7 protein-coding genes and 7 pseudogenes are annotated in these 12664 nt (G+C 46.0%); 6 read left to right on the forward strand and 8 right to left on the reverse strand.

Features of this window, described 5'->3' with window-relative positions; genetic code table 11:
* Window positions 1–5: 5 nt before the first annotated feature.
* The 3 pseudogenes from HYQ67_RS24075 to umuC form a co-directional block, all read left to right on the forward strand.
* Window positions 6–128, forward strand: a pseudogene (locus HYQ67_RS24075) (SH3 domain-containing protein); the annotation flags it as partial.
* Window positions 129–149: 21 nt separating this feature from the next.
* A pseudogene (locus tag HYQ67_RS20825) lies at window positions 150–713 on the forward strand (transposase family protein); the annotation flags it as partial.
* Window positions 706–1538: pseudogene (umuC, locus tag HYQ67_RS20830) on the forward strand (translesion error-prone DNA polymerase V subunit UmuC); the annotation flags it as partial. The pseudogenes HYQ67_RS20825 and umuC, both read left to right, overlap by 8 nt.
* A 139-nt stretch (window positions 1539–1677) precedes the next feature.
* On the opposite strand, the gene HYQ67_RS20835 reads toward umuC, so the two are convergent.
* Both HYQ67_RS20835 and HYQ67_RS20840 read right to left on the reverse strand, forming a co-directional pair.
* Complete coding sequence (locus tag HYQ67_RS20835) at window positions 1678–2655, reverse strand: ParB family protein (protein WP_237391369.1); 978 nt, start codon at window positions 2653–2655, stop codon at window positions 1678–1680.
* Entirely contained in the window at window positions 2652–3857 is a 1206-nt protein-coding gene (locus tag HYQ67_RS20840) for an AAA family ATPase (protein WP_202307220.1), read from the reverse strand. Before HYQ67_RS20840 ends, HYQ67_RS20835 begins: the two co-directional genes overlap by 4 nt.
* Window positions 3858–4512: 655 nt before the next feature.
* On the opposite strand from HYQ67_RS20840, the gene HYQ67_RS20845 reads away from it, so the two are divergent.
* On the forward strand, window positions 4513–5247 hold the full coding sequence (locus HYQ67_RS20845; RefSeq protein ID WP_431355456.1) for a replication initiation protein: 735 nt from the start codon (window positions 4513–4515) through the stop codon (window positions 5245–5247).
* A gap of 792 nt (window positions 5248–6039) precedes the next feature.
* Here the strand turns inward: HYQ67_RS20845 and HYQ67_RS20850 are convergent.
* From HYQ67_RS20850 to HYQ67_RS20865, 4 genes and pseudogenes are all read right to left on the reverse strand, one after another.
* Window positions 6040–6321, reverse strand: coding sequence for a DUF1471 domain-containing protein (locus HYQ67_RS20850; RefSeq protein ID WP_202307222.1), 282 nt, complete (start codon window positions 6319–6321; stop codon window positions 6040–6042).
* A gap of 33 nt (window positions 6322–6354) precedes the next feature.
* The gene (locus HYQ67_RS20855) at window positions 6355–6774 is read right to left on the reverse strand and encodes a YdgH/BhsA/McbA family protein (RefSeq protein ID WP_202307224.1); all 420 of its coding nucleotides are present in this window, start codon (window positions 6772–6774) and stop codon (window positions 6355–6357) included.
* Window positions 6775–8148: 1374 nt separating this feature from the next.
* The gene (locus HYQ67_RS20860) at window positions 8149–8355 is read right to left on the reverse strand and encodes a hypothetical protein (protein WP_202307226.1); all 207 of its coding nucleotides are present in this window, start codon (window positions 8353–8355) and stop codon (window positions 8149–8151) included.
* A gap of 123 nt (window positions 8356–8478) precedes the next feature.
* A pseudogene (locus HYQ67_RS20865) lies at window positions 8479–8998 on the reverse strand (GrpB family protein).
* A gap of 783 nt (window positions 8999–9781) precedes the next feature.
* Between HYQ67_RS20865 and HYQ67_RS20870 the strand changes: the two are divergent.
* Window positions 9782–11056: pseudogene (locus tag HYQ67_RS20870) on the forward strand (IS4 family transposase).
* 517 nt (window positions 11057–11573) lie between these two features.
* On the opposite strand, the pseudogene HYQ67_RS20875 reads toward HYQ67_RS20870, so the two are convergent.
* Window positions 11574–11936: pseudogene (locus tag HYQ67_RS20875) on the reverse strand (transposase); the annotation flags it as partial.
* Window positions 11937–11985: 49 nt separating this feature from the next.
* Here HYQ67_RS20875 and HYQ67_RS24080 point away from each other — a divergent pair.
* Window positions 11986–12111: pseudogene (locus HYQ67_RS24080) on the forward strand (IS3 family transposase); the annotation flags it as partial.
* Window positions 12112–12475: 364 nt separating this feature from the next.
* Here the strand turns inward: HYQ67_RS24080 and HYQ67_RS20880 are convergent.
* Window positions 12476–12664, reverse strand: a 189-nt coding sequence (locus HYQ67_RS20880) for an alkyl sulfatase C-terminal domain-containing protein (protein WP_202307237.1), incomplete at its 5' end; no start/stop codon positions are given.

The raw sequence follows: 12664 nt of genomic DNA on the forward strand, positions 1-12664 counted from the left end.
AATTATCAGTCAGATCCAGCGAGAAAATTACTGTTATAAAATATCTTAATGGTTGGTACTGGGCGCTCAGAAACTCAGGAGAATATGGGTGGGTGCCAGAAGAATGTGTGAGTATTCTGGATGTCTAATTTTTAATCCGGCATGCTCTTATGGACAAAAAACCCCTCTATGCTCATATACTCAACCTGTCCGCTCCGTGGTAGGTAAAATCACTTCCTTTTGATGACAATGCCGGTTCTGTTACTGTCGGGAGCGCTAAACACTCTCAGTTAACCTGTTCGATCTGCGGTAAATCCTGTTCTGTTCACGGTCACAGTCATCGCAAATGGCGTCACCTTGATACCTGCCAGTTCGACACGCTCGTCGAAACCGATGTTCCTCGTATTATGTGTCCATAGCATGAATGCCAGACCATGCCTGCTCCGTGGGTGGGGACTGACAGCCGGTATACGCAGCTGTTCGAATCGTTCGTTCTCTCATGGTTGAAAATCAGCACCGTTGATACTGTCAGGAAACACCTTAAGCTCAGCTGTAATGCGATTGACGGCATAATGATCCGGGCAGTTAAGCGAGGCCTTGCCCGCATAGAAAAGCCATTATCCGCCCGCTATATAAATATAGATGAGATCACATTTAAAAAAAGACATCGCTATATAACGGTGATATCAGATCGCGATGGACGGGCGCTGGCCTTAACTGATGATATCAGCACAATGGGCTTCCAAAGAGTGGCCACAGTTCAAAAGCGTGCTGGCGCTCACCCGGGGGTAACAAGGTTCGTACATAAAAAATTCAGTCCATTCAGCTGGTCGGGGAAATCTGGGGTGTCGGACGTCGCATCTCGAAAAAGATCAATACAATGGGCATCACAACAGCACAGCAACTGGCGCATACGAATCCGACCGTCATCAGGAAAAATTTCAATGTCATTATGGAGCGTACCGTACGGGAACTGAACGGAGAGTCCTGCATCAGTTTCGAAGAAACGTCGCCGGCTAAACAGCAGATTGTCTGTGGCCGCTCGTTCGGTGAACGTATCGTCGAGCATGAGTCGATGCGCCAGGCTGTCTGCCAGTAGCCGAGCGGGCTGCAGAAAAGCTCAGAGAGGAGCGCTAGTTCTGCTGCCATATCTCCGTATTCATCAAAACATCGCTGTTCGCCGTGAACGAAACATACTACGGCAACCAGGCCGGTGAGAAACTTAACACACCAACCCGGGATACTCGCGACATTATCGCTGCAGCTCTGAAGTCTCTGGACCGCATCTGGATAGACGGGTACCGGTACGCGAAGGCGGGTACATGCTTAACGATTTCTCTCCCACCGGCCTTTCGCAGCTGAACCTGTTTGATGAAGTTCAGACTCGCCCGGCCTGTGATGAACTTATGAAAGTCTTGGACGGCATCAACCACTCCAGCCTGGGGAAAGTGTGGTTTGCAGGTAGAAGGATTGCACCAGAATGGAATATGAAACGTGAGATGCTCTCATCTGCATATACAACAAGCTGGAAAGATATCCCTTCAGCTACCTTAAGCTAAGTTTCAAAAAAGGGGACGTATTTAGCCAGTTAAACAAGTGATGGTTTAAAGTCACATCAAGCTTGGCGATTTCACTATGAAATTCCCTAACGAATTTCATCATAAACAATAAGTTAGTAGTGAAATCGCCATGGCGAAACTATTGAGACAAATTACGATTCAGGACTTCGCCGATCGCCTTATCCAGCTCGTCCTGTAACTCTTTTGGCATGCGGTTAAACTCATATGTGAGAGTACGCCCCTTAATTCGTTTACGTGCAAACTTGTCTTTTTCATCGAAAGACCAAAGCGATGATACAATTGACCTATCTTTAGGTGGCTTAGAAATTAAGGTATTAGATGCCTTTGAAATAAGTTTAAGTATCCGGGCCTTTTGCTCATCATCAGCATTGCGATCATCACTAATGATCACATCTAGTTCCTCAGAGAGGCTCTCAACTAATTGCTGCGAAGAAATATCCTTAATACTCAGATTTTCACTGATTTCTAAGAGAGATTTATAATCTGAGAAAGACAATTCGGATTGGACCGGGAATAACAAAATCAACTCCTGCGGGACGGCAGCTGCTTGCATAGCTCGAGTTACTTTTGCTTGAGACATTCCCTCAGTTTCAGCTATGTCCTTTTGGTTAAGACCTGATTCTTTTAACCCCAGTAATCTCAATCCGATTTCACGCAGATTATGTTCCTTCGCTGTCTGAATATCTTTGGCCAACTGACGAGCTTCTTCAGCAGACAAATGTTCATTGGTAACCATGACGTCAAGGCCAGTGTGGACAATAATCGCGGACGCACGGCGTCTGGAGCCGTCAAGTATCTCAATACGCTCTCCCTTCTGAACACCAATACACGCAAAGAACTGCTGAAATTTAATCGTCTTTATAATTGATTTCAGTGACTCTTTGGTTAAAGCCAACTGATCTCTACCGTTGGTATCCTGATTCACGAAAGTAGTCGCTTCAACCTCAGAACTTGGTACCCGAATAAATTTGAAAGTTACTTTACGTCCATTTTTTAAGGTGAAGATCTGACTCCGTTCAACATCAGTCCCCTCAACGATTGAAGCCTGAGAATTGAGTTGTCGACCGATCGTTTTTCTCGGTTCCCTAGACATCATAAACCTCCGTTTGTACGAATAAACTCAATGCGGTCAAATACAGCTTTCGCAAAATCTTCTGCCGCTGATTTAGCACTTTTGAGTGCTTCTGAGCTGCCATCATAAGTGGCAGGGTTAGCTGAAATAACGGTATCAAATGTTTCTCCGCATCTTTCAAAGCCATCCAAACGCGGTAATACAATATCAAGCATATCGGCTCCAAATACTTCTTTTGCCTGGCTATGACAGATTTTGTGGTCTGGTTTGTTAACCATTTTCGACATAAAACCTATATTTCCAATCAAGTTACATTTGTGACCATCGGCTTCTATGGAATCAATAAGAGCTGGCAGGCTGGCAACAAACTTCAGTGAAGAATGGAAATCAACTGTGGCAGGGGGAAGGGGAGTAAACATCAAGTCTGCCGCAGCAATGCAGTTTTTTAGAAAAGCGTCTAAATGGGGACCGCTATCAACAAAAATGAAGTCGTAATCGTATTTTAATTTATCAATGAGATTCTCTTTAAGCACTGCATGGATATTCTGACCAGGCAAGTACTCCTCACATAAACCCTTCCAGCCTTCAGCTAAAAACGCATCATCAATAGATGCGGGGATGACATCAACACCAGGAATAATGGATGGTACGATGTAATCTGACAGTAGTTCTTCACGAGACACATTCTGCAGCATAGCTTGTGCAGCTGTAGTCTCTACTAAACCCACAGAATTCTCATGACTCAGGAACATAGTTAACGATGCTTGCGGATCAAAATCGATAGCGAGAATACGGAGATCTTCGAAAAGTAATTGCGGATGAGCCCGGAATCCATGGGATAGAGATGCTGTGGATACAGTTTTAGACCCACCGCCTTTTAGGCTACATACATAAATTGTAAACGCTTTTTTAAAACGGTCACGATATTTAGGCACGTTGCGATGAAAGTAAAGATCGATAACATTCTGGATAGTCATCGCATATTTCATTGTGTTGCCGGATGGTTTTTTTTTGAAAACGTACCCATTCGCTTCCATCTCAGCAACAGCATACTCAACGCTACCTTTGCTCAGCTTTGGTAGCTTATACAATGATGCTTTACTGTACTCTTGATAAAATTCTGTAAGCTGAAGTTCTTCTTTCTGTATGCGGATACTGTCACTTAGAGATGTCAACAGTTTGCCCGCTCGAGCACCTACTTTCCTCAACTGTTCAATATTTTCCATTTGTCACCTCATGATGTTTTTTATCATTTTGTCTAAAAACCTTCATGATGCAAGAAAAGAATAATAAATTGTGAATTGCAGCACTATGGGAAATAGACCAAGTTTGCTAAATAGGTTGGACGTATGGGAAATGCCCCTAGTTTACCAACATGGGGGATAGCCCAAGTTTGAAAGCTTCTCTATGGGAAATAGGCCAAGTTCTACAGACTACAATGGTTTTAAAACAGTAGCGCTCGCCGCAGTACTCATTCGGCTTTTGTGAATGAGTACGAGGAAGCGAAAGTTAAGGGTTCTCACATGATGCAGGGCCACTCTTAAGTTCCAGATAAAACAGGTTTTATGGGAAATAGACCAACTATCTTTTAGATTTATAAACATATCCACAGAGATGATTTTTAAAGATTTTTTATATGTTTTCCTCTTTTTAAAACCTTTTAGGTACGCTGAAAGCCTTGGTAGGCAAGGCCTGTAGACTGGATGCTATGGGAAATAACCCAAGTATCGATGGGAAAGACCCAGGGTATTTATGGGGAATGCACCAACATTGTATGGGAATCACCACAAGTTATTATGGGAAACACCCCAAGTTATGATTGGTATACTAGGCCTGTGCATAAGTTACTGTTTGTACTTGCTGGAATAGATATCTCATGCCATGATGTGGGTACTCTTAATTTTCCCCATACAAAAAATGACTACTGCAACTCCAGTTAAAAAGGCTGTAAATATCAGCCAATCGAACGAGTTAACCGAAGCGGCATACCATCTGCCATTGCAGGCTAAACGGGTGTTGTGGTTATGTCTAATGCAATGCTATTTCAATAAAGAGAATCCTGAAGACGAGTCACCTATCTTTACAATCACAGTAGCCGACTATCAGAAATTTTTTAAGGTCGGTGTAGATACGGCTTCAGGTGATGTTAAAAAAGGCGTGAGTATACTGGCTGATAGCAATGTGACCTTTTATCCAAAAGATGGTGATTTTGAAGAGGTTAAGCGGCCATGGCTCGCTGAAGCTGGATTGAAACGCGGACGTGGAAAATGGCAATTGGAGTTTAACTATAAAGTTATGCCATACCTGATGGGGTTAACCAGCCAGTTCACGACATACTCTTTATACGATTGTGGGAAACTTAAAAGCGTCAAAGTCATACGCTTGTACGAAAGCCTTTGCCAGTTCAGACAATCTGGCATCTGGATTACCACTCCAGAATGGTTGTCTGAGCGCTTTATGTTACCGGCTTCCCAACGGTCAAACATGGCTGAGATGAAGCGTACATTTTTGAATCCAGCGCTAAAAAACATCAACGAAAGTACACCACTTAAAGCATCCATGACACAGGATGGCTGTGGGAAACTGATTTTTACGATCCTTGATAAATCTGCGTGAAATTGAGGTATTTCCCATAAGTCGGTGATACCCCAACTTGGGGTGTTTCCCATTTCTAGAGTGTCCCTCTAAGACATTCAATTTGTTCAGAGCTATCTATTGCTTTTCAATACCTCCCGATACTCCATGCAAGCCTTGGATTATCTTTAATCTTCGTTGCTCTGAATGAATCGCCACGGATATCCACCCCACTATATTGCGTTTCATAGGCACGCTCCGGCACGTTCAGTTTATTTGCACAACTCCCGGCAACGCACTCGCGTCGGTCGCAGCTGACCAGCGTCGTGCAGCGCCTGGCGCCTACTGTGTGAAATAAGTAAAAACAGGCGCTTATAAAAATCATCGGAAAAAATAAATCCGACAGAAAATCCGAACGAAGCGGCAGGGCGGAGCGGTTCGGCAGAATTGGCGCTATACCGAATATGATCATGAGGCTCTGCAAAGCTGGTTTATGCCACCGATTGGGAGCGTTTAGTTTCATACGCAGAAACGCCCGGAGTCAGAAACTACCGGGCGCCGCTGCGAGGGTAAAAAGTTATGTGGGCAGATGTGGTGTTCAGATAGCACTGTTGCAAACAGCTTCGGGGCCTGGCTTACGATCCTGTTTGCAACAGTGCCAGAAGAACCCGGTTCATGCTGAGTGACTGACTGATGAACGTCGCACGGCCTGCGGGGGACGCTCTGTCATTGGACGCTCAGGCCTTTTACCTGATGCGCCGGCAAGCAACCTTCTGGCTTTGCGCATTAACGCGTACATTCTCATTTTCATCGTTTTATTCATTATCTCTTCCTTCAGGAATGATGGTCATTCGGTTGTGAATAGAGCGTGGCCCGGGCATGAATGAACTGTGTCTGTTCGAGGCCGGAGAGCAGATACCCTGCTGCCCCTGCTTCAAGCGTCTCACGAACGGCCTCACGCTCCAGCTCGTCGGCCGATGCCACCCAGTCAATCGATAGCGTCCTGACCGGGACGAGCGGCGACTTCTCTTCTTCCGTCAGCCCGCTTTTCATGATGACCGGTCTCCGGTGCCCAGGGGTGAATATGGCCATAATGTCGCGTATTAAATTTTTCATGATGCTTGTCCTCGCCTGGTTTCAAGGTGTTGATTAACGGTACAGGGCAGCAGTACCGGAGAACGGATAGTCGGTACTGACGCTGGTAATGAGATAGCCTGAAGCACCCTGTTTTTCAGCTTTTACCATCAGGGCATCAGTCACATCATCCGGCGTGGAGCCGTCAGCTGATATCACGCCGATTTTCACCGCTTCGGAAGCCTGTTTGCGCGTCAGCTCATTGGCCACAGACGGAACTAGCACGACTGCGATGTCTTCACTTTCCGTCAGGCTTGCCTGGTCGTTGTAGTCAAGATTATCAGCCAGCGAACCCGTTACAAATGCAGTGCCGGAGCTGTCTTCGCTGATATTGAATACACCGGCCTGGGTTTCCAGTACCGAACCTTGCTGAGGCTGGGCGGCAAAAGCGATGACCGGGAAAGTCAGGAATGCTGCAATCATTAATTTTTTCATCTTGTTACCCTCGTTGTCTGTTTGACTGGTTTGTTGTGTGTCGTGCTGTTGAAATATAATCTACCTACCAGTAGATAGATTGGCAAGAGGGGATTTTACTCGCCACCTAAAAATGTGACCTATATAACATTTTGCATGCAGGAGCTTATCATCAGTAACGGGCTGTAAGGCGTATGAATGCTGGCTGAAGATATTTTTAGTCTGGCAGCAATTAAATCCGATCGTCAGATTTTCTAAATGGACATTTTTTCCGATAGTGCCGGAGCGTCCAGGCTGAAGGGGAATTTTTCGGGCAGGGAAACGCGGCGGGGCAGGGGGAAAACACTATATGTGGTGGCGGTCGCATCTGGCGGAGGCACAAGATAGGGGATTACGGCGGAGGTAGACAGAAAAACCTGAATGTCCAGATGAGCAGAGCCATACGGATAAACCAGCTGCGGTGCGACTAAAAAAAAACACCACCGGGCGGTGGTGCGTCAAAGGGAATAAAGTTTACTCGTTATAGGACATGTAACACTTTTATCAAACTCAGGAACTTATTACGCATTCATTATTATTACAGTGCCTGATGATTGTCCATGCCGATAATTTAAAATGTGAATATTAAAAAGCTAAGCCGGGAGGCTTTTTTTATATGTGGAACACGGACAGAACCACCTGAATGTCCAATGTGGTGACTCCAATCAGCCAAAATGGATTGCGATTCCATCTGGCTGATTGCGAGCCTATTACTACTTAAAGTGAGGTGTAATCGACTATTCTTTAGAGTATATTTGCTATCACCCGGTTAAGATCGAAATGGAAAATCATGAATCAACAACTAAATGAACAGGCAGCAGAGCAACTTTTGGCTCTTTTACCCCCTGATATGTCAATAATTTAAAAAAAATGCCCTTCAATGCGTGCTGGGCTTTAGCCCCGGTGATTGATGAATTGAGATCAGGTCGAGCTGCTGATGATTATAATCGAGGCATAGCAATTGGTTTTGTAAGTGCTTCTCTGCTTCGTGATGAAATTACTGAAGGACAGCATAATAAGTTAGCTTCGTTTGTTGGGAATTTACCGTAAGTAATATGCGAACTGCTCAAACAGCCGCGAAAGTGGCTTTTTTTGTGGACGCTGGAGAGACTGACCGTAAACCCGGCTTTGCAGTGTGGGGGATTATTCCAGCTGAAGCCGTAATGCTTTTTGAGTCCTCGCTTCGCTGCGGGGCTTCCGGCGTCAAACGCCTCTCATGCGCTACGCGCATCAAACTGATGGACAGAAAAACCTGTATGTCCAAAAGGGAGAGCGAATTATGAAAGCAACGTGCCACACAGCGAACAGTGACACTTTTCCGGCGGTTCAGAGCGTCCCGAGAGTGATATTCTTGAGCTATTCAATATCTAAAATGGACTGAATGGCTTTTGTCAGAGCTTCCAGCTCCTTAGCTACAGATTGCAGGTCATACTCAGTTCTTGCACCTGAAATACCATTCCCCGCATTAACAGATGACTTGGCAATTTCTAATGCAGCCTGAAGCGCAATTCGTCGCTGTCGCTGAGTTGTGGTCTCTGTACCATCATAATACCCATCAAGCATTTAGTTTCTCCTTTAACAGTACGTGGATTCAGGCTATCAAAAATTTTTGGCTTTGACGAATGGATGGACAGAACCACCTGACTGTCCAGGTGGAGCGGGATTTATATTTTAGAGGGGCGAACATCAGGATGGAAGGCTTCCCTGATTTCCTGTCTGAGAAAGCGCCAGTTCAACGTGGTGTCTGATGAATAGCGCTATAACGGTGAGTATCGTTTCCACTTGCTAGCACCGCTACATGCTTAACGTCGGCATACAGTTCTGCGACGTCCTTATTTTTTATCAGATAATAACGAAACGCCAGATGTTTTACGATTTGCTTATCGCCCACGACGAAAGCATGAACCTGGTGGCTACGTTGATCTCCACCCTTTGTGAAATACCTTCGATTCGGGATGCCATTTTCGCTACGCGCAGTATATCCGGCACGTTCCATTTCAACATTCAAGCAGTCCAGCTCATGTAGGCCAGTAACTTCAAGCAATATATCAATGACTGGTTTTGCTGCCAAACCGGGTACCGAAGTGCTGCCAATATGATGAATCGTTAAGACCACCTCGCCAAGGATCATCAGCAACAGCAAACTTTCGGCCTCAAACAATTCGGGCCAACGTTTATCATATTCAACGATAGTCACTTTACGCATACACCTTCCTTCTGATGCTCCCTGTGTACTAAGTAAGTATAGCAGGAGCAAAGATTTGGACAGAAAGTGCTGACTGTCTAGAATGTCGAAGTCGTACAGATAAACCGACGGGATGTAATCTGCTGATGAAAAAAAAAGACACCACCGGGCGGTGGTGTATCAAAGGGATTCCAACTCTCGATTTATGAGATTCAACCGCTTTTATTGCATCCATGAACTTACTACATGCTAATTATTACAACAACAACCTGTGACTGTCTATATCGATAATTTGAAATGTGAATATAAAAAAACAATGGGATGCTGGTCAGGTACGTTTTCATGTACCTGAGAGCAGAAGGCAGCCCCGGCATTTCAATATTCCGTTATTTTAACTATTTTGATATTTATTTTGGATTGATGATTTGCGCTTGTCGTTTCATCACAGTATCGTTTGTCCCGTGTCAAATCGGCGACTTAATTAGTTCGTCTCGCAAAATAGTTAGTTATCAATCCGCCACTAGCTCATCGGGAAGAGCAATAATAAGGATGTAAATATTGTCGTACGGAGTTCGAGGCTCCGGTGGCGGTCCAAACAAAAACTTTCCAGTCTGCGAAGATGGGGTAGCCTGTAGTGACTGGAAAGCGCATTCGCATGAACACTGGACATCGAGTATCGACCCCGACGACCGCATTCATCCAGTGTTCTGCCGAACGGAATAATTAAGCTGCCCTCCCCGTGTAATGCCGATCCAGTGGTTATGTAAGAATCCGTAATCTCTGGAGAGATTACGGATTCTTTTTATGTTACTCAGCCAAGCTTTAGACACCGTCCATAAATTCTCCCCGCAAGAGTTTGCGGCTCTTGCAGACCTGCTTTCTCCTGAGCTGATTGATGAGTGTCTGACTGATACCGGTATCGTAACCCTGCGCAAGCGCCACCTCTCGATGGAGATGATGGTCTGGGCAGTTACCGGCATGGCTCTGTTTCGCTCTCATTCCATGAGCCAGCTGGTCTTTCATATGGACATTCTCCTGCCCGGTAACAGGCCCTTCGTTGCACCCAGCGCCGTTGTTCAGGCCCGGCAACGACTCGGGAAGGATGTTATCCGGCTGATGTTCGACAAAACATCCCTATCACACTGGAACGGCCTGACGCTGATGGCCGTGGACGGTACGCTATGGCGGGCCCCGGATACCCCTGAAAATGATGCCGCCTTCGGCCGCACGGCCATTGTCAATAAGCAGTCCGAATGGCCACAGCTTCGCATGGTCTGCCAGATGGAAGTGACAAGCCACCTGCTGTCCGCAGTTGCCTTCGACAGTGTCTCTGAGTGTGGTGAGGCTGAGCTTGTCGCACAGATTATCGACCGGACACCTGACCACTCGCTGACCCTCATGGATAAAGGCTTCTATGCGCTGGACCTGCTGCATCGCTGGCAGTCATCGGGAACAGAAAAACATTACGCAAAGGGGCACAGTATGAGGTGTTGAGAAAGCCGGGAGCCGGGCAGAGCCTGGTGAGCCTGAAGCTATCACCACAGGCGAGAAAGAAGTGGCAGGATGCGCCGGAAACCCTGACGGCAGGCTGGTCAATAAAGAAGTGAACGGCAAGGTGGTGCAGATACTGACGTCAATGTGTGACCCGCTCAGATATCCGAAAGCCGATATCGTGGATCTGTACAGCCATCACTGGGAAATAGAGCATAGGTTCAGGGAGATGAAGCAGCATCTGCTGAATAATGAACTGACGCTGCGAAGTAAAAAGCCGGAGCGGGTACATCAGGAGCTGTGGGGCATAGTGCTGGCGTACAATCTATTGCGCTTCATGATGGCGCAGATGGCGTACAGCCTGAAAGGTGTGGAGCCTTACGAGATGGGCTTCAAACAGTCGGCGATCTGTGCAGCCACCTGCGTTTACTCCCGGGCGTTGCGCCGGGGAAACTGCCCAGAGTAATGTCAGAGATACTGAGCATGGCGTCAAGCTTCGTACTATCGGGGAGAAGAGCGCGGCATTACCCGAGAGTCGTAAAAAAGAGGCCACAACGTTATCCGTTGCGACCTCCTTCAAAAGCTTAACTGACAAGCATTACCCTCACCGTGCGGTTTTTCTTTTCTGGATATTTAATCTGCGCAATACAAAGAAGTCACCCCTGGAATATGAGATGTTTCTTAAATCTCAAATGGATAAAAGATTTCGCGGGGATACTATGCTGGTATATAACCACATGTATGATGTCTAAATATGCTGAAGTTCAAAACAGAGAAAACTATATATCCTAATGAAATCTATTGTGGTAATTTTGTCTTGCTGTGTTTTATATGTAATTCATCGTTAGTAAGTACCTTTTGATCCCCCGCCACCTATTTCCGCTCTGGCGGGTTTTTTTTAACTAAAATTCAAGAATAAAAAACGCTGACTTCTAAAGGCTGCCAATCGGCGTAATACCGTTCAGTTAAGAATCACTTGAACGAGCAGGTGGCTATGGCTTTGTTGAATAAATCGGATTTAGATAAAAGTGCCTCCCGTCACTGGCCTCCTCAGGCAATCTGCACACTTTCTGGCATCCCTGCACATGTCATTATCATGGCCATGACCGTGTTTTTTCACCTTCAACACCTCTTCACAGAAGACTTTTAATCTGGTGGAGTCGATAACCAGATTGTCAATTTCGCCGCGCGTGGGGGTTTAAAACGGAATATTGACGGACTTAACCTGCCTGCTGACGCAGGAGTAATCCTGGCACCTGAGCGGGGGCTTCATCAAGGTAAAAATGGAGTTAATAAACCCCTGCGCGACGCGCAGCGTGAGGCAAAAAACGCGTTTGAGCATCAGTACGGTAGAAATAGCGAGCTCAGAACAACGTTGAGGGCGACCACTTGAAGACGTGCCGGGCTCGACATACTAGGCCTGAATGGCCGACTCATCAAGCCAGAATTTCAGTGAGCCCCGATTGATAAGAGCCTTGTTGTATGTAGCCTAGTTGGTGATTTTGAACTTTTGTTTTGCCACGCTGAAATGGGTGGACTGGTACAACCATCACCGATTAATGGAACGCACCGGATATATCCCGCCAGTGAAGGCAGAAAAAGTGTATTACGCTTCACTGAACAACCGGGATGTGACAGCCTGATCACACAAGCAAAATACTCTCCAGAAAAACCGGGGCGGTTCAAGGAGTGTGGTGATCCTGACTAAGGCCAAAAGTTCGATTTATTCAACAACGCCATGGTGAAGAGTTTTTGGTATATGTAGGATAACGCCTAATCCTGAAGAAACTCTTTTTATCAATGAAGTTCCGGTATTAGCTGGTCCTCTGTTACCGTCTCAATGAACTCATCATGCGATCATGGCCTATTAAAAGCCCGCTTGGAAAACGGAATCTTCAACTGCGTGAGATGAGGCAAGAGAAAAAAATGAAGGTATCAGTAAGTATGATAGACGCATATGATTACCTGAAATAAATCCCCTGCGGCAGATGTCGCAGGGTCAATAGCTTACGGTTTGACGATATTGAACCAGAACTCGAACTTGTCCATATAACCAAGCACTTCATCCAGTTTAGCCGCGTCGCCGGTGATTTTCAGGTCACCTTTGTCTTTGGCCTGCTGCAAGGTCTCTTCTTTCAGCACAATACGGTTGAGTGTATCGCGGGAAAGGTTGATGGTTGCATCAGCGTCTTTCGC

It is taken from the genome of Dryocola clanedunensis subsp. sulfonylureivorans, assembly GCF_016756775.1.
GTDB lineage: Bacteria > Pseudomonadota > Gammaproteobacteria > Enterobacterales > Enterobacteriaceae > Dryocola > Dryocola clanedunensis.